This window comes from Sphingomonas sp. PL-96 (assembly GCF_020707215.1).
Taxonomy (GTDB): domain Bacteria; phylum Pseudomonadota; class Alphaproteobacteria; order Sphingomonadales; family Sphingomonadaceae; genus Sphingomonas.
The window spans coordinates 40,856-61,529 of record NZ_JAJFET010000009.1 but is presented as its reverse complement, the minus strand read 5'-3'; the positions used below and the strand labels follow the sequence as shown (position 1 = coordinate 61,529).

Annotated in this window: 19 protein-coding genes and 1 tRNA gene; 12 read left to right on the top strand and 8 right to left on the bottom strand. The window is 67.9% G+C overall.

Translation table 11 applies throughout. The features are described 5' to 3' along the window. The first annotated feature begins 780 nt into the window (after positions 1-780). Genes LK533_RS14860 through LK533_RS14840 form a run of 5 tightly spaced genes read left to right on the top strand, consistent with a single transcriptional unit; the run spans position 781 to position 5,912 of the window. Entirely contained in the window at positions 781-2,943 is a 2,163-nt protein-coding gene (locus LK533_RS14860; protein WP_229363861.1) for a TonB-dependent siderophore receptor, read from the top strand. Next, entirely contained in the window at positions 2,940-3,773 is an 834-nt protein-coding gene (locus tag LK533_RS14855; RefSeq protein WP_229363860.1) for an alpha/beta hydrolase, read from the top strand. Before LK533_RS14860 ends, LK533_RS14855 begins: the two co-directional genes overlap by 4 nt. Continuing rightward, on the top strand, positions 3,770-4,036 hold the full coding sequence (locus LK533_RS14850; RefSeq protein WP_229363859.1) for a hypothetical protein: 267 nt from the start codon (positions 3,770-3,772) through the stop codon (positions 4,034-4,036). Before LK533_RS14855 ends, LK533_RS14850 begins: the two co-directional genes overlap by 4 nt. Continuing rightward, positions 4,033-4,326 (top strand): hypothetical protein, encoded by a 294-nt coding sequence (locus tag LK533_RS14845; RefSeq protein ID WP_229363858.1) that lies wholly within the window; start codon positions 4,033-4,035, stop codon positions 4,324-4,326. Before LK533_RS14850 ends, LK533_RS14845 begins: the two co-directional genes overlap by 4 nt. Then, complete coding sequence (locus LK533_RS14840) at positions 4,323-5,912, top strand: PepSY-associated TM helix domain-containing protein (protein ID WP_229363857.1); 1,590 nt, start codon at positions 4,323-4,325, stop codon at positions 5,910-5,912. Before LK533_RS14845 ends, LK533_RS14840 begins: the two co-directional genes overlap by 4 nt. Positions 5,913-6,220: 308 nt before the next feature. On the opposite strand, the gene LK533_RS14835 is transcribed toward LK533_RS14840, so the two are convergent. Continuing rightward, the gene (locus LK533_RS14835) at positions 6,221-7,438 is read right to left on the bottom strand and encodes a tyrosine-type recombinase/integrase (protein ID WP_229363856.1); all 1,218 of its coding nucleotides are present in this window, start codon (positions 7,436-7,438) and stop codon (positions 6,221-6,223) included. Positions 7,439-7,588: 150 nt separating this feature from the next. Next, positions 7,589-7,664 (bottom strand) — tRNA-Thr (locus LK533_RS14830). 195 nt (positions 7,665-7,859) lie between these two features. Between LK533_RS14830 and LK533_RS14825 the strand changes: the two genes are divergently transcribed. Together LK533_RS14825 and LK533_RS14820 are read left to right on the top strand one after the other, a co-directional pair. Then, positions 7,860-8,708 carry a hypothetical protein gene (locus tag LK533_RS14825; protein WP_229363855.1) on the top strand — a complete coding sequence of 283 codons (849 nt, stop codon included), beginning with the start codon at positions 7,860-7,862 and terminating at the stop codon, positions 8,706-8,708. A 75-nt stretch (positions 8,709-8,783) separates the two neighbouring features. After that, positions 8,784-13,385, top strand: a complete 4,602-nt coding sequence (locus LK533_RS14820; RefSeq protein ID WP_229363854.1) for an NAD-glutamate dehydrogenase — start codon at positions 8,784-8,786, stop codon at positions 13,383-13,385. Between the two features lie 175 nt (positions 13,386-13,560). On the opposite strand, the gene LK533_RS14815 is transcribed toward LK533_RS14820, so the two are convergent. The 6 genes from LK533_RS14815 to LK533_RS14790 form a co-directional block, all read right to left on the bottom strand. Continuing rightward, entirely contained in the window at positions 13,561-13,995 is a 435-nt protein-coding gene (locus LK533_RS14815; protein WP_229363853.1) for a DUF6188 family protein, read from the bottom strand. Positions 13,996-14,385: 390 nt separating this feature from the next. After that, positions 14,386-14,640, bottom strand: a complete 255-nt coding sequence (locus tag LK533_RS14810; RefSeq protein WP_229363852.1) for a hypothetical protein — start codon at positions 14,638-14,640, stop codon at positions 14,386-14,388. A 73-nt stretch (positions 14,641-14,713) separates the two neighbouring features. Further along, positions 14,714-14,974 (bottom strand): ribbon-helix-helix domain-containing protein, encoded by a 261-nt coding sequence (locus LK533_RS14805; protein WP_229363851.1) that lies wholly within the window; start codon positions 14,972-14,974, stop codon positions 14,714-14,716. Next, positions 14,971-16,797 carry a cobaltochelatase subunit CobT gene (gene cobT / locus LK533_RS14800; protein ID WP_229363850.1) on the bottom strand — a complete coding sequence of 609 codons (1,827 nt, stop codon included), beginning with the start codon at positions 16,795-16,797 and terminating at the stop codon, positions 14,971-14,973. The genes LK533_RS14805 and cobT overlap by 4 nt, the downstream gene beginning before the upstream one ends. Continuing rightward, complete coding sequence (cobS, locus tag LK533_RS14795; protein ID WP_229363849.1) at positions 16,798-17,802, bottom strand: cobaltochelatase subunit CobS; 1,005 nt, start codon at positions 17,800-17,802, stop codon at positions 16,798-16,800. A gap of 58 nt (positions 17,803-17,860) precedes the next feature. Next, entirely contained in the window at positions 17,861-18,523 is a 663-nt protein-coding gene (locus LK533_RS14790) for a winged helix-turn-helix transcriptional regulator (RefSeq protein ID WP_229363848.1), read from the bottom strand. Between the two features lie 85 nt (positions 18,524-18,608). Between LK533_RS14790 and LK533_RS14785 the strand changes: the two genes are divergently transcribed. From LK533_RS14785 to LK533_RS18070, 5 genes are read left to right on the top strand one after another with little or no spacing between them, the layout of a single operon-like run. Next, on the top strand, positions 18,609-19,037 hold the full coding sequence (locus tag LK533_RS14785) for a VOC family protein (protein WP_229363847.1): 429 nt from the start codon (positions 18,609-18,611) through the stop codon (positions 19,035-19,037). A gap of 1 nt (position 19,038) precedes the next feature. Further along, positions 19,039-19,158: a DUF4287 domain-containing protein gene (locus LK533_RS14780; protein WP_229363846.1), complete on the top strand. Its 120-nt coding sequence runs from the start codon at positions 19,039-19,041 to the stop codon at positions 19,156-19,158. After that, positions 19,155-19,268 carry a DUF4287 domain-containing protein gene (locus tag LK533_RS14775; RefSeq protein ID WP_229363845.1) on the top strand — a complete coding sequence of 38 codons (114 nt, stop codon included), beginning with the start codon at positions 19,155-19,157 and terminating at the stop codon, positions 19,266-19,268. Before LK533_RS14780 ends, LK533_RS14775 begins: the two co-directional genes overlap by 4 nt. Next, positions 19,265-19,954, top strand: a complete 690-nt coding sequence (locus LK533_RS14770; RefSeq protein ID WP_229363844.1) for a glutathione S-transferase family protein — start codon at positions 19,265-19,267, stop codon at positions 19,952-19,954. The genes LK533_RS14775 and LK533_RS14770 overlap by 4 nt, the downstream gene beginning before the upstream one ends. Beyond that, a complete protein-coding gene (locus LK533_RS18070) occupies positions 19,951-20,664 on the top strand; it encodes a DUF1428 domain-containing protein (RefSeq protein WP_420705869.1) in 714 nt (237 codons plus the stop codon). Before LK533_RS14770 ends, LK533_RS18070 begins: the two co-directional genes overlap by 4 nt. Positions 20,665-20,674 lie beyond the last annotated feature (10 nt).

Sequence of the window (20,674 nt, the reverse complement as noted above, 5' to 3'; positions counted from 1 at the left end):
GCAGAGCACATCTTCGATGCTAACCGCTTGGAGCGCTACGCCATGCTCCGTCGCTGGAGCACCCAGCTAGGCGCGCTCGGCCATGACCTTCGCTGCCTGAGCTGCGGGAAACGCGGGCCGCGCCTCAATGCCAGGCCGCAGGCACCAACACTTGCGGATCCCTTCCCCCCGCACGGAGGCCTCATGGATGGCTCTTAAGCGGCAGTCGAGAAGCTAAAGGACCTCCGGTCGAGAACGGTCGAACGCGCGCTCCGACCGTCCGTTCTACGCCTTCAGCCGTTCATCCCGTCTGGGCTCGACGGCAGCTAAGCGCCCAATCTCAGACCTTCAGCCTGGTTAGGCGCGATCCTGAAACCTGCCATTCGTTCGCCCAGCTGTGAGCTGCGTGTGGAACGACCGACATTGGGGGAGCATTCCTGTCATCCCCAGTGCACTCATCGAATGGCGGTTCTAAGCCGGTGCGAGCGTTCAGACCAGCAGAAGGCCGCTGTATGCGACGTGACCTGGGCAGATCCCGGAATGGCGCATCGCGCCGCTACGTGCAGGTGTCCAACGTTGCTGCTCGGATTAGGGCACGATCGCGAGCGTAAGCCTTCATGAGATCCGGTCGGGTGCAGTGGCTTCGCACGAGACATGTCAAAGCCCTCGACATCCGATATTCCCACAGCGGAGCTTGATATTGCGAGTATGTCGCATTAGCAGAGAGCCCTCTATGGATGGGGCTATGGGGACGCCATGCGGAAGTTTCTAACTGGTTGGATGTTACTCGCGAGCTCGGCGGTGCCTGCTGTAGCGCAGACGGCAAACAGCCAAACGCCAGATCAGGAGCCGCACGAGATCGTCGTCACGGCAACCGGCCAATCCTCGGCCACCTCGGCCACAAAGACGGACTCGCCGATCATCGAATCCCCGCAATCGATCTCGATCATCAGCCGCGAGGAGATCGATCTTCGCGCATCTCCGACTATCGCCGACGCGCTCAGCTACACCGCCGGCGTCCAGGCCGAGGCGTTCGGGATCGACAGTCGCGTGGACGAAGTCTCCGTCCGCGGCTTCGGTGCCGGCGGCTTTTCGTCCAACAACAATTTCGTCGACGGGCTTCGCCTGCCCTCCGGCGGGCAGTGGACCCGCCCCGGCTTCGACACCTTCGCGCTCCAGCAGATCGAGGTGCTGAAAGGCCCGTCGGGCGCGCTCTACGGCCAGACGGCGCCGGGCGGCGTGGTGAACATCGTGGCCAAGCGGCCGACGCGGGAGTTCCAGGCGCAGTTCCTGCTGCAGGGCGTCGGCGTCACCGATCTCGACAAGTGGAACTATCAGGCCGCCGCGGATATCAGCGGTCCGCTCAGCGGCACGCTGTCCGCCCGCGTCGTCGGGCTGACGCGCTATGGCGAAACCCAGGTCGACGGGGTGAAGATCGCGCGCCACTATCTCTCGCCCAGCATCACCTGGGAGCCGACGGCCAGCACGCGCTGGACGCTGCTCGGCCAGTATCAGCGCGATGAGGGCGGCGCGACGTTCCAGTTCCTGCCGGCGCAGGGGTCGCTGTACGAAAGCAACGGCGACCATATCGACAATGACGCCAACCTGGGCGAGCCCGGCTGGAACAGCTTTGACCGCAACCAGTATCTGGTCGGCTCCTTCTTGGAGCAGGATCTGGGCGACGCGCTGACGCTGCGCAACAACACCCGCTACACGCATCTCGACACCCTCTACCGCGTGGTCGTGCTTGCCGGCGACACGCTGACGACTTGTCCGCCGACGGTCAGCGGATGCATCCCCGGCCAGACCATCAACCGCCGCGCCGTGCAGGGTGTTGGCGAAAGCGACGGCGTGGCGACCGATACGCAGCTGGAGGCCCGCTTCGCCACCGGCGCGATCCGCCACACGCTGCTGGCAGGCGTCGATTACTTCCACACCGAATGGGAGCATTATCGCGATCTGGTCGCCTCCGCCCGGGTGCTGCCGCTGCTGGACATCTTCGATCCGGTCCCGCGCGGCGCCACCGGGTTCGCCAGCAGCCTCAGCCCGCAGGTCTATACGGAGACGGTCAGCGACCAGACCGGCGTGTACCTGCAGGATCAGGTCGAGTTCGGCCGCCTGCGGGTGACCGTCGGGGGTCGGCACGACTGGACTCAGGACGACACCTACAATCCGGTGAGCGGCCGCCGCTTCACCAACGACAATGATGCCTTCACCTGGCGCGCGGGCGCGGTGTACCTGTTCGACAACGGCCTGGCGCCCTATGCCAGCTATGCGGAAAGCTTCCTGCCGCAGGTAACCGATCCCTCGACCAGCCTGGACGGGCAGCCGTTCGTGCCGACCACGGGGCAGCAATATGAGGCGGGCCTGCGCTATCAGCGCGGCCGCAACACCTATGTGACGCTGGGCGCCTATCAGATCACGCAGCAGAACCTGATCACGCCCGATCCCGACGGCACGCTGTGCGGCACCAGCACCTGTTCGGTGCAGACGGGAGAGGGGCGCGTCCGCGGCGTCGAGATGGAGGCGAAGACGACGTTACCCTGGGGCACCGCCCTGATCGCCACCGCAACGCGCAGCGAGGGCGAGATCACCCGGTCCAACACGGCCGGCCAGGTCGGCCGCACGCTTCCGCAGGTGCCGGACTGGCTCGCCTCGCTGTTCGTCAATCACCAGATCCGCAGCGGCACCCTTGCCGGACTGGGGCTGGGCGGCGGCGTGCGCTACACCGGCAAGAGCTTTGGCGACACCAACAACACGCTGGCGATTCCCGACTACACGCTGTTCGACCTGTTCGTCCGCTACGACTTCGCCGAGACGAACCCGACGCTGGCGGGGCTGACCGCCTCGATCAACGCCCGCAACGTGGCGGACAAGCGCTATGTCGCGACCTGCACCGGCGCCTCGGCCTGCTATTACGGCCAGGGGCGCAGCGTGACGGCGCGGCTGGATTTCCGCTGGTGAAGCCGGTCCTCGGCCTCGCTCTGCTGCTGTCCGGGCTCGCCGCATCACCGGCCGGGGCCGAGCCGTGGCAGCTTGCCCGCTCGGATGTGCAGACGGTCGTGGCGGCAGATGGGCACCGCTATCGCGTGCTGGTCGCCTGGCCGGACGGCGAGCCGCCGTCCGCAGGCTGGCCGGTGCTGTGGGTGCTGGACGGCGAAGACCATTTCGCGACCGCGGCGCTCACCGCCCGGCGGCTGGCGCGGGCGGGCGCCCGGTCGGGAGTCGAGCCCGGCGTCGTGGTCGGGATCGACTCCGGTCCGCTGGGCCGCCGCGTGCTGGACTACACCCCGGCCGCCGACCGCTACGCCATCCCGGCCGGCGCGCCCGCGCATGGCCTGGCGATCGGCGGCGGCGATGCGTTTCTGGACCTGATCGAAACGCGCTTGCGCCCGTTGCTCGCCCGGCGCCTGCGGATCGATCCCCGACGGCAGGCACTGCTTGGCCACAGCTTTGGCGGTCTCCTGGGTCTGCATGCCCTGTTCACCGGCCGCTCCTTCTCCACGGTGGTCGCGGTCAGTCCGTCGCTGTGGTTCGGCGAGGGGCTGCTCGCGGACGAGGAGCGGCGCGCACCGCCCTCGACCGCCCGGCTGCTGATCGCCAGCGGAACGGACGAAGCCGGGCCGGACGGCCCGTCGGGCGTGGCGGCAGAGGCGCTGGCCAGCCGCCTGCGGGCCAGGGGCATGCACGCGCGCTACCTGCCGCTTGCCGGCCAGAGCCACGGAACGACCATGTCGGCGGCGATGGCACCGGCCATCGCGATCTCCTTTGCACAGGCCGGGGCAGCGCAATGATCCTCGCCTGGACAGGGGCCGTGCTGGTGATGGCCGGCGCCCTCGCCTGCTACGCCGCCGCCCCGCACCAAAAGCTGCTGGCACGACCGGGTCGGAGCAGGGCGCCCGTCGGCGCGCTGCTGCTGGTTCTCGGAACGGCCCTGCTGCTGCAATGGGCGGGTCCGGCGACGGCTCTGTTCATCGCCTGCACGCTGGCGATGCTGGTCTGGTCGGTCGTGCCGCTCGCCGCCGCATGGGCGCGCCGCCCGCGGAGCAGCCCATGACCGCGCGACCGCTCTCCAGCCGCAACTGGTTCGGCAAGGCAAGCGCCGGTGTGGTGCTCGGCTTTGCCCTGGCCCTCGGCCTTTCCGGCCTGATCGCCTGGGCGATCGGCGTCGGCGACACCTACTTCTCCACGCGCGGACAACTGACCATGTGGGCGATGGCGCCGATCTGGTGCACGATCCTGAGTTTCGTGTTCCTGTTCCGCTCGGGCGTGCGAGCCTGGGCGGGGCTCGGGGTTGCGACCCTCGTCGTCTGGCTGCTGCTCTTTGCAACGGGATCGCTCGCATGAAGCTGCGCGCCGACATCGTGCGGATGTACAAGGACATTCACGGCTGGGTGGGTATCCTTTCCGGGCTCGCGCTGTTTATCGCCTTCTACGCGGGCGCGATCACCATGTTCGAAGAGCCGCTGCAGCGCTGGGCGTCGCCGCCGAGCCCGCTGGCCGCGCCCGTGTCGCTCGACCGGACGTCCGAACTGGTAACCAAGGTGCTGGCCGCGCATCCGGAGGCGGCACGGGACTATACCGTGCATCTGCGCACCGGCCCGGAGCAGCCGGCGCGGGTCAGCTGGTCTTCGCGTCCGGCCCGCGAGCATGCGGCGGGCACGACCTATTACGCCGCCCTGGCCCCGGACGGATCGCTCCAGGTCGACCGCCGGGGGCCTTCCGCCGTGGCCCAGTTGATCGACGTGCTGCACCAGCAGGTCGGCCTGCCCTTCGATCATGAGATCGCGATGCCGATCATGGGCACCATCGCACTGCTCTACGCGATCGCGCTGGTCTCCGGCGTCGTCGTGCTGTTGCCGAGCCTCGTCAGCGATCTGTTCGCGCTGCGGATCGGGCGCAATGTGAAGCGCATGTGGCTGGATGTGCACAATGTACTCGGCGTCTTCAGCCTGCCCTTCCACCTGATCATGGCCCTGACGGCGGTGGTGTTCGCTTTTCACGACCAGTTCTACGACGCGCAGAGCGCGACCTTCGCGCACGGCGGCCGTCCGCCCGCTTCGGCCAAGGCGCCGCCGCCGAACGGACCGGTGCTCGCGCCTGTTCAGGTTGTACAGCGGCTCGCCGAGCAGGCGCCGGCCTTTACGCCGGTCGGCATCAGCTATGGTGAAGGCCGGGACGGCGCCCCCACCCTTCGGGTCCGCGGCTATGATCCGCGCTACGGACTGCGCGGGCCCAATTTCGGCATGGCAACCCTGGATCCCCGATCGGGCGCGATCACCGTCAGCGACTATATGCCGGGCAAGCAGGACGGCTGGGGTGCGGCGATCACCAGTTTCTTCGCACTTCACTTCGGCAACTTCGGCGGTGCGGGCGTTCGCTGGGCTTATCTCCTCCTTGGCCTGGCCGGCGCCTTCCTGTTCTACACTGGCAACCTCCTGTGGGTGGAAAGCCGTCGCAAGCGCGAGCGCAAGGCGGGCGCCGTCGAGCAGACCCGCGGCACACGTATTCTGTGTGCGCTGACCGTGGGCGTCCCGCTCGGCTGCGTCGCCGGGATCGCCGTCACGATCGCAGCCGCCAAGCCGATGGGGCTTGACGCCAGCGAAGAGCTCCACAGCGCCATTTACTACGCCGTCTTCCTGGCTTTCACCGCTTGGGCACTGGTGCGCGGCGGCGCCCGCGGAGCCTTGGAGTTGCTGCCAGCGACTGCCGGAACCCTGATGTTGATCCCGGTCGCGACACTGGCATGCCTTGGCGCTCATCCCCCGCGCGAGTTGCTGGTCGATCTGCTCGCCCTCGTCGGTGCCGGCAGCGCGATGCTGATGTGGCGCATGACCCGCCGTCGCCTTCGTACCGGGCCGACTGACAGCGTCTGGAGCCGTCCTTCAGATCCTGACGGGCGTGTCACCATCGTCGAGACGGCATCCGCCTAGAAGCGCGACAAATCGAAGGCCGGCTTTGATCGACAGAGTCACGCTGGAGCTTCATCTGAACACTCGCATGCCGTCCGGAGCGTTCGGTTAGCCACAAAGCTTGACTGACCGCTTCCTTACACGCGCATGAGCGTTTTCGGCGTTAAGCGGACGTTTAAGCGTTGGCCACGAAATGGCCGTGAGTGGATCGGAAGTAGCCGTGGTCTGTGATCGGCCGGGGACGGCAGCTTTCCTGTGTCGAGCCCTACAAGCTGCCTGTCCGCAGCCGGCCCACTTTCAGCCGCGGGGCGCTAATCTAAACCGCTCCATTACGCTCGTTTGCGGAACCTGCCCTTGATGACCTCGCCACCGGCACGAAGCTGATCGAGATAATCCGACCACCATTGCGCCATGCGCACCCTTTCCGCCCAATGGGCGCCGCGATGATACGCGGCACGAACCTTGTCCTTCTGGCCATGCGCAAGAGCGCGCTCGATGGCGTCGGGATGCCAGAGGCCTGACTCGTTGAGCAGCGTGCTGGCCATGGCGCGAAAGCCGTGGCTGGTCATCTCGTCGTGTTCGAACCCGAGGCGGCGGAGCGCGACGTTCAACGTGTTGTCTGACAGCGGGCGCTTCGTCGTGTGGAGCGCAGGGAACAGGAACTCGCTGTCGCGTGCAAGCGACCGCAGGTCCTGCAGGAGGTACAGCACCTGTCGCGAAAGCGGCACCGCATGCGGCTGCTTCATCTTCATCCGCTCGGCTGGCACTCGCCACACTTTCTCTGCGAAATCGATCTCGCTCCATTTCGCCTGCCGCAGCTCCCCTGGGCGGAGGAAGACATGCGGCGCAATCCTTAGGGCATGCAGCGTTTCAGGCCGTCCTGAGTAGTTGTCGATCGCGCGGAGCAGCTCGCCGACCTTTTTCGGCTCAATGATCGCCGCATGATGTTTGACACGCGGGATGGTGAGCGCACCGCGCAGGATATCCGCCGGATTGCGCTCCGTGCGCAGCGTGGCGAAGCCATAGCGGAATACGCGCCCCGCGAACGACCGCAACCTGAGCGCCGTCTCATGATGTCCGCGGCGCTCAACGCGCTTCAGCACATCAAGAAGCTCGTGCGGCGTCACCGAAGCAATCGGGCGCTTGGCGATGCCGTCGAGAAGCTCGAGGAACCAACGGGCCTTTTTGATGGTCGCGGGGGATCGCCCCTCACGCTCCATCTTCTGGATATACTCTTCCGCTACCAGCGCGAAGGTAGTCTGGGCTGCCAACTCCGCCTTGAGTCGCCGTTGGCGCTTCTCCTCAACGGGATCGATCCCATCGTCCAGTTCGGCCTTGGCCTCGTCTCGCTTCCTGCGCGCCTGAACCAGGCTGACCTCCGGAAAATTGCCGAGCGAGAGCTTTCGCTCGATCCCACAGCATCGGTAGCGGAAACGCCAGAGCAAGGCTCCGGACGGCTGCACCAGCAGATACAAGCCATCGACATCGGCAACTTTGTAGGGACGCTCAACCGGTTTCAGCGCCCGAATCTGCACAACCGTAAGCATGGGGCCACGCCTCCTGCAACGTTCGTGGCCCCATGATTCGTGGCCCCTTTTGCGTGGGCCACGGCGGAACAAAGTGAGACTTCACGGGACCGCTGACACGCAGTTTACCGCAGATTTCCGCCGCTTTCTAGAGATGTTCCCAGTTTGTACTGGTGCCGCTTACAGGACTCGAACCTGTGACCCCCGCATTACGAATGCGATGCTCTACCAACTGAGCTAAAGCGGCACATGGGCGCACAGCGCCTTGTGGGAAGCGCGCGCCTACCAGCGCCGATCGGGGCTGGCAAGCGTCGCGATGGGGTGGCGGCAGTTTTTGCCAGTCCCACGCGAACCGCGGGGCGGCCCCGTGTCCCTTCACCCAACCTTTACCATGACCAGTCACACTGCGCACGGGCAGCTAGGGCCCGGGCGAGGATCGGACATGGACAGGGCGCGTGGGCCGGACGAGCCGCCGGAGCGGGACGACTTCGATCGCGACGGCGTGGGCCAGGGCCCCGAGCCGCGGCTGCCGGTGGGCGGCGACGAGCGGCGGATGCATGTGCGCGCCTATAACCACTGGGTGTCGCTGCTGAACGGGCGCGCCTATCCGGCGATCGACGAGCTCGATCCGGCGGCCGCCGGCGACATCGGCCCGCATGGCGTATTGCTGGACTTTTCGGATGCCGCCGCCGAGCCGCGCGTCCGCTTCATCGGCCAGGCCGTGCGCGCGGAATGCGGGGTCACCTCCGGCATCCGCCGCATTGCCGATGTCCCGCAGGCATCGTTGCTCGCGCGGTTGACCGAACAATATCCGCGCATCCTCGCCAGCCGCGCGCCGATCGGGTTCGAGGCGGAGTTCGTGTCGCAACGCGGGCATCCCACCCTCTACCGCGGCATCCTGATGCCGTTCTCGTCCGACCAGCAGCGGATCAACTTCATCTACGGCGTGATCAACTGGAAGGAGATCGCCGACGCCGCCGTGCACGCGCAGCTCGCTGCCGAAATGGCGGACGCGCGCAGCGACGATCCGCCCCACCCCGCCCCCGTGGCGCCCGCCTGGGCCGACGGGCCGAGCGCGGGGCTTGAGGACACGGCCACCTTGTTCGCGGTCGATCCCGCGGTCGATGCGCTGCGGACGGCGCCGCCGCTCGCCACGCTCGCGCTCGATGCCGGGGGCGAGGCGTTCGTGCTGCTGCTGGCGCGGGCGGCGGGCGACGGAACGGTCGAGGTGGTGGCGCAGGTGCCCGCGGACGACGCGCTGCTCGCCCAGGCCATCCGCCGCATCGCCTGATTGACGCACCGCAGCATTCCTCTCGCACCTGCCACAAGGGTTGAGCCGGCGCGGCCCCAAGCGCATACCCCTGCCATGAGCGAAGACGATAAGGTGCCGCAGGCCATTGCGGCCAGGTTGTTCGAAGACGCGCTTCCGAGCGAAGTCGAAGGGCTCGGAAGCGAGGAGCGGGAGGCAGCGGCACGGCTGGTGGCGGATGCCGCCCGCACTCGCCCGCCCGGCACCCCGTCGCTCGCGATCGACAGCGTCACCACCGACGGTCGCCGCCGGATGCGGCTGGCCGTGGTCAACGACGACATGCCCTTTCTGGTCGATTCGATCGCAGCGACCATCACCGGCCACAATCTTCCCATCGAACGCATTCTCCACCCCGTCGTGCCCGTTGTGCGCGACGCGGCCGGCACCCTTCGCGGCATCGGTGCGGAGGGCACGTCCGAATCCATGGTCTATGTCGAAATGGACCGCGTCGACGCCCGATTGCGACGGGAGCTGAGCGGCGAGATCGAGCAGAATCTGGGCGATGTCCGCGCCGCGGTCGCCGACTGGAAAGCAATGCAGCAGGCGATGCGCGACGATGCCGCCGCCACGCCCGACGCGGAAAGCCGCGCGCTGCTGCACTGGTTCCTCAACCGCAACTTCACGCTGCTCGGCCACCTGCGCTGGGTTCCGGGCGAGGAGGATCGTGACTGCCTGGGCATCGCCACCCGGCCGATCCGCGCCCAGATTCTGGCCGAAGGCTCGCGGGAGCGCGCGATCGCCTGGTTCGAAGGCGGCGCATCGCTGCTGCTGCTGAAGTCGAATGCGCTCTCCACCGTCCACCGCCGCGCGCCGCTCGACCTGGTGGTGCTGCCGATCCGTGAGGGCGGCCGGGTCACCGGCCTGTCGATCCATGCGGGTCTCTGGACCAGCGCGGCGCTGCACGCCGACCCGACCGACGTGCCGGTGCTGCGCCAGAACCTGGCCGCGCTCCAGGCGCAGTTCGGCTTTGATCCCGCGGGGCACGCCGGCAAGGCGCTGGCGCATGCGCTGACCGCGCTTCCCCACGACCTCACCACCGCCTTCCCGCCCGCAGAGCTTGAGACGCTGGCGCTTTCCGCCATGTCGATCGCCGATCGGCCGCGCTCGCGCGTGGTGCTGATCCGCAGCCCGCTTGGCCGCCACCTGTTCGCCTTTGTCTGGCTGCAGCGCGACGATCTTTCGACCGGCCGCCGCAGCGCCATTGGCGAGCTGTTATGCGAGGCCGCCAACGCGCGCCTGCTCAGCTGGGCGATCGCGGTTGAGGGCGATGCCGCGCTGATCCGCTACATGCTCGACCTGCGCGGCGATGGCCGCATGCCGGACGCGGCCGAGCTCGACCGCCGGGTCGAGCGCATGGTGCGCGGCTGGAGCCCGTCGATCGAATCCGCGCTGGGAGAGGTCGCGCCCGCCGGTGCCGCCGCCCGCCTCGCGCTGCGCTTCGCCAACGCCTTTCCGGTCAACTACCGCAACGTCACCACCCCCGAAGAGGCAGTGCACGACGTGTTGCGCCTGGGGTCGCTGAGCGATGCCGGCAGCCGGTCGGTGCGGATCGTGCCGGCGGCCGATGGCGCGGCGCTGCGACTCAAGGTCTATCGCCAGGGTGCGCCGCTGCCGCTGTCGGATGCGGTGCCGGTGTTCGAGAATTTCGGCTTCCGCGTGGTCGAGGAAATTCCGACCCGCCTCACCGACGACGCCCGCTCGTTCATTCACGACTTCGCGGTCGAACTGCCGGGCACCGGGGGCGCTCCAGGCTTCGACGTGGCGGTGGCCGAGGATGCGATCGCCGCGGTGCTGGAAAACCGCGCCGAAAACGACGGATTTAACCGGCTGATCGTGGAGGCGGGGCTGGCCCCTGCCTCAGTGGTGCTGTTCCGCGCCTGGTTCCGCTATCTGCGCCAGGCGGGGCTCACCTACCCGCTCGGCACCGTGGTCGACGCGCTGCGGCGGGCGCCGGAGGTGGCGCGCGCGCTGGTGGCGCGCTTTGTCGCGATCCACGATCCCTCCCGCGCCGATGCCGCACAGGCGGAGGAAGCGAAAACGGCAATCCACCGCGGCCTCGACGCCGTCTCCGCGATCGACGACGACCGCATCCTGCGCGCGCTGCGGGCGCTGGTCGCAGCCACGCTGCGCACCAACGCCTTTTCACCCGCTGCGGCCGAGGCGCTGGCGTTCAAGCTCGACAGCGCCAAGGTGCCGGGGCTGCCCAAGCCGCTGCCCTGGCGCGAGATATGGGTCTATTCGCCCCGCGTGGAGGGCATCCACCTGCGCGCCGGCCCGGTCGCGCGCGGTGGTCTCCGCTGGTCCGACCGGCGCGACGACTTCCGCACCGAGATCCTGGGCCTGATGAAGGCGCAGCGGGTCAAGAACGCGGTGATCGTGCCGACCGGCGCCAAGGGCGGCTTCTATCCCAAGCAGCTGCCGGCCCCGTCGGATCGCGACGCCTGGCTGGCCGAGGGCACCGAAAGCTACCGCATCTTCATCCGCGCGCTGCTGTCGGTCACCGACAATCTGGTCGAGAACCGCGTCGTCCACCCCGAGGGCGTGACGATCCTCGATGGCGAGGACCCCTATTTCGTGGTCGCGGCCGACAAGGGCACCGCCACCTTCTCCGACGTCGCCAATGCACTCGCGCTGGAGCGCGGCTTCTGGCTGGGCGACGCCTTCGCCAGCGGCGGCAGCCACGGCTATGACCACAAGGCGATGGGCATCACCGCGCGCGGCGGCTGGGTCTCGGTCCAGCGCCACTTCCTGGAGATGGGCGTCGACGTGCAGGCCGATCCGGTCACCGTCGTGGGCTGCGGCGACATGTCGGGCGACGTGTTCGGCAACGGCATGCTGCTGTCCAAGTCGATCCGGCTGCAGGCCGCCTTCGACCACCGCCACATCTTCCTCGATCCCAATCCCGATGCGGCGAAAAGCTGGGAGGAACGCCAGCGGCTGTTCGCCCTGCCCCGCTCCAGCTGGGACGACTATGACAAGGGCCTGATCTCGCAAGGCGGCGGCGTCTTCCCGCGCACCGCCAAGACGATCCCGCTGTCCGAACCCGTGCGCCGCATGCTGGGCATCGAGGACACCGAACTCGACCCCACCGCGCTGATCTCCGCGATCCTGCGCGCGCCCGCCGACCTGCTGTGGTTCGGCGGCATCGGCACCTATGTGAAGGCAGGCCACGAGGCACATTCGGAGGTCGGCGATCCCGCCAACGACCGCATCCGCGTCAATGCCGAGACGTTGCGCGTCAAGGTGGTCGGCGAAGGCGCCAATCTGGGCGTGACGCAAGCCGCGCGCATCGCCTTTGCCTCGGCCGGCGGCCGCATCAACACCGACTTCATCGACAATTCGGCCGGCGTCGACTGCTCGGATAACGAGGTGAACATCAAGATCGCGCTCAACCGCGAAGTGACCGAAGGGCGCCTCACGTTCGACGATCGCAACGCGCTCCTGGCCGAGATGACCGACGACGTCGCCCGGCTGGTGCTGGAGGACAACCGCCTCCAGACGCTCGCCCTCTCCTTCATGGAGAGCGACGGCGCCGTCGCGGTGCCGAGCTATGTCCGCGTGATTGAGATGCTGGAAGGCGCCGGCAGGCTCGACCGGGCCGTCGAAGGGCTTGCCCCCAACGACGAGCTGCTGCGCCGCGCACAGGACGGCCAGGGCTTCACCCGACCCGAGCTCGCCGTGCTGCTCGCCTCGGCCAAGCTCGCGCTCCAGGACGCGATCGAGGCGAACCAGCTCGGCCACACCCCCGAACTGCTGCCGGACCTGCGCGCCGCGTTTCCCGGCGCCATGCAGGCGCGGTTCGGTGACGCGATCGAACAGCATCGCCTGCGTGGGGAGATCGTCGCGACCAAGCTCGCCAACCGCATCGTCAACCGGCTGGGCGTCCTCCACCCGACCGAACTGGTCGAGGAGGAAGGCGCTGCCGTCGGCGACCTGGCCGCGATGTTCGTGGTGGCCGAGCGGCTGTTCGACCTGCCCAGCCTGTGGGCAGAGATCGAGCAGGCCGACATCGGCGAGGACGCGCGCCTGGCCTTGATCGGCCATGCCGCCGCCGCCACCCGCGTGCAGATCGCCGACCTGCTGCGCGCCTGCCGCCCGGGTACCCGCCCGGCCGACGCCATCGCCCGGCTGAAGCCGGCGATCGACCGGCTGGACGCGCAGGCGGACTCACTGCTGCTGAGCGAAGCGCGCGCCCAGAGCGAGCGGATGCGCGAACGCCTCGCCACCGCCGGCGCGCCCGACGCGCTGAGCGCCCGCGTCGTACGCCTGTTCGACCTGGACGGCGCCATCGGCCTGGCCGACCTGGGTGCCGAGCGCGGCGTGGACGAAGTCGTGCTCGCCCATGCCTTCACCCATCTGGGCGAGGCGCTGGGGCTCGACTGGGCACAGGCGGCATCCGCGCGCATCACCAGCGGCGATCCCTGGGAGCGGCTGCTGATCGCCGGCCTCTCGCGCGACTTCCAGCAGCTGCGGCTCGACTTCCTCGACCGGATCGACGGCGCCGATCCGCGCGCGGCGGTCGATGCCTGGATCGCGGAGCACGAGCCCCGCGTCGCGCAGTTCACCGCGCTCGTCGCCCGCGCCCGTCTGGCCCCCACGCCCACGCTGGCGATCCTGGCGCAAATCGCCGGCCAGGCCCGCGTGCTGCTCGGCCGGTGATCCGCTGATCCCGTACCCCGGCGGAGGCCGGGGTACAGTCGCGAATGCGTCGGAGGGGTGCGCAACAGCCCCGAGGTCCTTGCAAATGGCCCCGGCCTTCGTCGAAGGTACGCACTAGACTGCGTGGACGAATCCTGAAGACGGAGGTCTGAAGTTGGATGGAAGCGGACATAGCTTACTCGTCCGGTACGACCGCGATTTCACCCCCACCCATCGCGATCATGCCCCACCGTTCGCCATGGGCGGAATAGTAAGCATACCAGCCTTCATAGCCGAGTGAATGATTGAACACGTCTAGGCGTGTGTCACCATCAAACACGATACGAAGATCACCCGTCTGCCGATCAAGCTGAACAGCGATAACAAATTTGCCATGCAGGAGTTTTGCGGAGCGTTCGACCCCATTGACAGGAGCAGGTAATCCAAAGAGTTGGCCTTCGTCTTCATTGCCAAACGCTACTCGGCCGTTTGTTACGATGCGCCATGGAACGCGGAACGCCATCGTGTATCCATCGCCGAAGTTTGCACGCCAGAAGGGTAGCTCACGTTCAATCGAGCAGGCCCGTCCAACGAATGCTTGTTCAAACTCACCTTCAAAATCCCGTTTCATCGTGCATGGATGCCATTGAAGGCGACCGTCCACAACTGGGCGTTAGCGGTCATGGTCGGGCGGCAGGCAGATCGACCTTTACCGCATGTGTCTGGATCGGCGTCACTAGGAACATCACGGCGCTTAGTAGGCCGACAATTCCCCAGCCGTACCTGCGCGCACGAAGGTCAGTCACGGCCCTGGCTATGCAGTAAATGGCGGCAGCTAGAGCCGCAAAGTTCCACAGGAAGAAGGTCCACATGGGCCAAAGCTATCTGGGCCCGCTAAGGTTAGCAACGTCCGCGACCGGGCCCACGCTGCCGTAGCTGTGTCGCTAATGCGCTGACTTCCCGGCGTCGCATATGTCGGCGCTTGTGCGACAACACGTCGGCGAAGTCTGGTGGAAAGGGGTCATTCACCGCCGCCGAAGTCGACCCCGTTTCGTTGCTGCGGATTTCCATGATCCCGATGGTCGAACGCGATGTGAAGCAGGGTGCCGATCACACAAACACCGAAGGCGAGCAGGGCTTCTTTGCTCTTCGACGCACCGGTGCACACGCAGACGACGATGAAGAGCCAAGCCGGGTAGATGCCGACCAGCGTCACTAGCTTGAGCCAAGCCGGCAAGGGCTGCCACCAGCTCCGGTAACTCTGAAGGCGGTCCATCCGGCTACTTTAGTGCTGATGCTCAACGTCCGCAATTGGGCGATAGCAGTCGCGCTGGATGTGTCCGCGCGGTCTAAGTTCTCCGTTCCATCGCCCGCCCCAGCAACCACGACCGCAGCGCACTCGCCAGGTTGGGCGGATCGTCCGCCTCGATCCGCGCGACGTCGATCGCTGCGATCAGCGCGTTGAGCGGCAACGCCCGCTCGGCCGCCGCCGCCTCCAGCGCCTGCCAGAACAGCGGCTCCAGGCTGATCGAGGTCTGGTGCCCCGCGATCGTCACCGATCGCTTTACCGGCCCGGCGAAGCCGCCCGGCGGCGGCTCCACATGCTTCACGGCGTGTCGAACAGGTCGGCGAGCTGGTCGATCATGGTGCCGGCCAGCTGCTCGGCATCCATGATCGTCACCGCGCGCGAATACCAGCGCGTCACGTCATGGCCGATGCCGATCGCCACAAGCTCGACGGGCGAGCGCCCCTCGATCCAGCCGATCACCTGCCGCAGGTGCCGCTCCAGATAGCTGCCAGAATTCACCGACAGCGTGGAGTCATCCACCGGCGCGCCGTCGGAGATGACCATCAGCACCTTTCGGTCCTCGGCCCGCGCGATCAGCCGGCTGTGTGCCCACAACAGCGCCTCGCCGTCGATATTCTCCTTGAGCAGCCCTTCGCGCATCATCAGGCCCAGCGCCTTTTTCGCGCGACGCCACGGCTCGTCGGCCTCTTTGTAGACGATGTGGCGCACGTCGTTCAGCCGTCCCGGCTGCGGCGGGCGCCCTGCCGCGAGCCATGCCTCGCGCGACTGGCCGCCCTTCCACGCGCGGGTGGTGAAGCCCAGCACCTCGACCTTCACCCCCACCCGCTCCAGCGTGCGCGCGAGAATGTCGGCGCTGATCGCCGCGATCGAGATCGGCCGCCCGCGCATCGAGCCCGAATTGTCGATCAGCAGCGTCACCACCGTGTCGCGGAACTCGGCCTCGCGCTCTATCTTGTACGACAGGGACTGGCCGGGGTTGATGACGACGCGCGCCAGCCGGGCCGCGTCGAGCATCCCCTCTTCCTGGTCGAAGTCCCAGCTGCGCGACTGCTGCGCCATCAGCCGCCGCTGCAGCCGGTTGGCGAGCTTCGTCACCACGCCCTGCAGCTGCACCAGCTGCTGGTCGAGATAGGCGCGCAAGCGGTCGAGCTCGTCGGAGTCGCACAGCTCGGTCGCCGCCACCACCTCGTCGAACGCGGTCGTGAACGCCTTGTAGTCGAACTGCGCCGGCTGGTCGGACCAGTTGCGGTTGGGGCGCACCGGCATGGTGCCCTCGCCCTCGTCGCCCGGCTCGCCGTCGCCATCGTCGGCCATGTCGTCGGCGCGGTCTTCCCCCTCGCCCTCGCCCTGCTCGTCGCGCCGGTCCTCGCCGCGCGCCTCGACCTCGCCCTCGCCGGGCTGTTGCTCGGCCTCGCCTTCGTCGCCCTCGTCGTCGGCCTCGTCGGGAGTGCTATCCTCCTCCTCGCCGCCTTCGTCGCTGTCCTCGGGCTCGACCTCGCCCTGCACCAGCTCCAGCCCCTCGAGCATCCGCGTCGTCGCGCGCGCGAACGCCGCCTGGTCGCCGACCGCCGCCGCCAACGCGTCCAGCGCATCGCCCGCGCGTTCCTCGATCCAGTCGTGGACCAGCGCCATGCCCGGCGCCACCGAGCCCGGCGGCAGCTTGCCGGTCAGCCGCTCGCGCACCATCAAGCCGACGGCGGTCGAAAGCGGCACCTCGGCGCGGGTGCGCGCGCGCGCGATCGGGTCGGTGCGCAACCGCATCGCCAGCGCCTGGTCGAGATTGTCGGCGATGCCGGCATAGCCTTGCGACCCCAGCGCCTCCACGCGCGCCGTCTCCGCCGCATCGAACACCGCGCGCGCAACCGCCTCGGCCGGCGCGTTCCTCGCATGCACGCGCGCGTCATGCAGCCGCAGCCGCAGCGCAAAGCCATCGGCAAAGCCGCGCGCCTCCGCCACCTGCTCGGGCGGCAGCGCACGCGCGGGCATCGGCACCTTGATGTGGCGGCCCGAGGCGGCCGGCACATCGGCGCTATAGCCCAGCTCCACCTCCGCATCGCCGGCAATGGCGCGCGCGGTGCCCCGCAGGGCTTCGCGGAACTGGTCGAGGAGGGTGTCTGTCGCCACTTAGCCCTTCTTCGCCACGCTTTCGGGCAGGTCCTTGCCGAACACGCGCTGGTAATATTCCGCGACCATCGCGCGTTCCGCCTCGTCGCACTTGTTGAGGAAGGAGAGGCGGAAGGCGAAGCCCACGTCCTTGAAGATCAGCGCGTTCTGCGCCCAGGTGATGACCGTGCGCGGGCTCATCACGGTGGAGATGTCGCCGTTCATGAAGCCGCGGCGGGTGAGCTCGGCCACGCGGACCATCTTCTCCACCGTCTCCTTGCCGCCCGGCTGGTCATATTCGCCCGACTTGGCGAGGACGATGTTCGCCTCGGTCGCGGCCGGCAGGTAGTTGAGCGTCACCACGATGTTCCAGCGGTCCATCTGGCCTTGGTTGATCTGCTGGGTACCGTGATACAGCCCGCTGGTGTCGCCCAGGCCCACGGTGTTGGCGGTCGCGAACAGCCGGAAATAGGGGTTCGGGCGGATCACGCGGTTCTGGTCGAGCAGCGTCAGCTTGCCCTCCGTCTCCAGCACGCGCTGGATCACGAACATCACGTCCGGGCGGCCCGCGTCATATTCGTCGAACACCAGCGCGGTCGGCGTCTGCAGCGCCCAGGGCAGCAGGCCCTCGCGGAATTCGGTGACCTGCTGCCCGTCCTTCAGCACGATCGCGTCGCGGCCGATCAGGTCGATGCGGCTGATGTGCGCGTCCAGGTTGATGCGGATCGACGGCCAGTTGAGCCGCGCCGCCACCTGCTCGATGTGGGTCGACTTGCCGGTGCCGTGATAGCCCTGCACCATCACGCGGCGATTGTGCGCAAACCCCGCCAGGATCGCGAGCGTCGTGTCGGGATCGAACACATAGGCCGGGTCGGCATCGGGCACGCGTTCGTCGGCGATGCTGAAGGCCGGCACCTCCATGTCGATGTCGATGCCGAACAGGTCGCGCACCTTTACGGTGCGGTCCGGCGCGTCGAGGACGGTGGTTTCGCTGCGGTCGAGCTGGAGGTCGGAGGTGCTGGTCATGGATGCCTTTCGTGCCCTTCGCCGGGGCTTGCCCACGCTTTAGGCCGAACCCGGGGCGTTACTCAACGGCCACCTTGTCCGGCAGGGCGAAGAGGGTGACGAACCGCTCGGCCACGCTGCGGTTCCCTTCGATGGCGAGCATGCCCGCCGCTTCGGCGACCGCAAGCGGCATGCCGCCATAGATCACGGGCAGAAAGGCAGACGGCGTGCCCGAAAACACCGCCTCCGCTGCGTCGACGGCCCCGCGTGCAACCGTCAGCTCGCCTGCCTCCAGCCGCGCCACAAACGTCTCGTCCCCGATCCGGACACCGACCGTCGCCGCCCACTTTCCCGCCCGCTCGGGCACCAGCAGCATGCGCAGCGACAGCAGCAGCGACACGGCCGAGAACGGCAGGCTCGGGTCGTGCGTCGGCGAACGCAGCGCCCAGCGCGCCAGCGCCAGGATCACCGGCTCGCTTTCCCGCCCCCAGGCGGTCAGCGCATAGACCTGCACGTTCGCCGGCGATGGCAGCCGCTCACGCCGGACGATGCCCGACTGCTCCAGCGAGGCGAGCCGCTGCGTCAGCACATTGGCGCTCAGCCCCGGCAGGCCGGCGCGCAGTTCCCCGAACCGGCGCGGCCCCAGCAACAGCTCGCGCATGATCAGCAGCGCCCAGCGCTCGCCGACGAACTCCATCCCCAGCGCGGCGCCGCACGCATCGTCATACCAGCGCTTGTTCACAGTAGTTATCTTTAGTGACTCCATGGTTGTCAAAGATAAGTATCGCCGGCATGCTGGTCAAATAACGAGTCGGAGAGGATGCACCATGCCCCGCGCGATCTTCGTGAACCTGCCAGTTGCCGACGTGGCCAAGGCCACCGCCTTCTACGAAGCGATCGGCTTCGAAAAGAACCCGACCTTCTCCAACGAACAGGCCTCGGCGATGGTCTGGTCGGACAGCATCTACGTCATGCTGCTCGAACACGGCTTTTACCGGACCTTCACGGGCAAGCAGATCCTGAACGCGCACACCCACAGCGGCGCCCTGCTCGCCCTCTCCTTCGACAGCCGGGCGGAGGTCGACGCGATCACCCAGGCCGCGATCGCCGCCGGAGCCACGGAGATGCACGAGCCCGAGGATCTCGGCTTCATGTACAGCCGCGCCTTCGACGATCCCGACGGCCATGGCTGGGGCCCGTTCACCATGGACATGGCGTCCGCGACCGCGAGCCACTCCCAGCCGGCAGAGGCGTGACATGTCCTTCCAGGCCTATCTCGACACGGTCGAGCGCAACACCGGCAAGACGCCGGCGGACTTCCGCGCGCTCGCGGCGTCCCGCGGCCTCACCCGCGAGGGCGCATCGCGCCGGGGGTGAAGGCGACCGAGGTCACCGACTGGCTGAAGGCCGATTTCGGCCTGGGCCACGGCCACGCGATGGCGATCTACGCCCTGCTGAAGGGCATGAAGAAGGAGGGAGACGCATGACCCCGCCCGTGATCACCGCCTATGACTGGGTCCCCGATTTCGCGCGCGGCCTGGTGCGCGACCTGCCGGTGCGCTGGGCGCTGGAGGAGACCGGGCAGCCCTACACCGTCCGATATCTCCCGCAGGGAAGCCAGAAGGATCCCGCCCACCGCGCGCTCCAGCCGTTCGGACAGGTGCCGACCTATCAGGACGGCGATCTGGTGCTGTTCGAATCCGGCGCGATCGTGCTGCACATTGCTGAGAGCGGCAGCGGCCTGCTTCCCGCGGACCCCGCGGGCCGAGCCCGTGCGGTCCAGTGGATGTTCGCCGCGCTCAACAGCGTCGAGCTGCCGATCGCCGGCTTCGGCATGGCGTCGCTGTTCGAGCGCGACATGCCCTGGGCGAAGGACCGGCTGCCGATCGTGCGCGCCCGTGTGCAGGACCGGCTCGATGACCTCGCCGCGCGGCTGGGGGAGGCCGCCTGGCTCGACGGCGACTTCTCCGCCGGGGACCTGATGATGGTCTGCACGCTCCGCCAGTTGCGCGGCAGCGGCTTGGTCGAGGCGTATCCGGCGCTCGCCGCCTATGTCGCCCGCGGCCAGGCCCGGCCCGCGTTCGGACGCGCGCTTGATGCGCAGCGCAAGGGCTTCACCGGGCAGCCGCCGCACTCCGCGGCGATGCTCGCGATGCAGGGAGAGGACGCATGACCTTCATCCAGGGCTTCGTCGCCGCGGTCCCCACCGCCAATCGCGACGTCTATCGCGACCATGCCGCCCAGGCGCTGCCGCTTTTCAAGGAATTCGGCGCCCGCCGGATGGTCGAGGCTTGGGGCGATGACGTGCCCGACGGCACGGTCACCGATTTCCGGGGCGCGGTGCAGGCAAAGGACGACGAGACCGTCGTGTTCAGCTGGATCGAATATGCCGATCAGGCCGCCTATGATGCCGCGCTCGCTGCCATGAGGAACGACCCGCGCATGGAGGACATGGCCGAAATGCCGTTCGACGGCAGCCGTATGATCTTCGCCGGTTTCGACCCGCTGGTCGACGAGGGTCCCGGCGGCGCCACCGGCTATGTCGACGGCTTCCTGATCCCCGTGGCACCCGACCGGAAGGACGCCTTTTTCGACCTGGCGCGCCGGGCGGCGCCGGTCTTCCTCGAACATGGCGCCACTCGCGTGGTGGAGGCCTGGGGCGACGACCTGCCCGACGGCAAGGTCACCGACTTCAACCGCGCGACCAAGGTGATCGACGGCGAAAAGGTGGCGTTCTCCTGGATCGAATGGCCGTCCAGGGAGGTGCGCGACGCCGGCCAGGCCAAGGTGATGGCCGATCCCCGCATGCAGGACCCCGGCACCGTGCCGTTCGACGGCAAGCGCATGATCTTCGGCGGCTTCCTCCCCATCCTCGACCAATAGGAGCACCCCC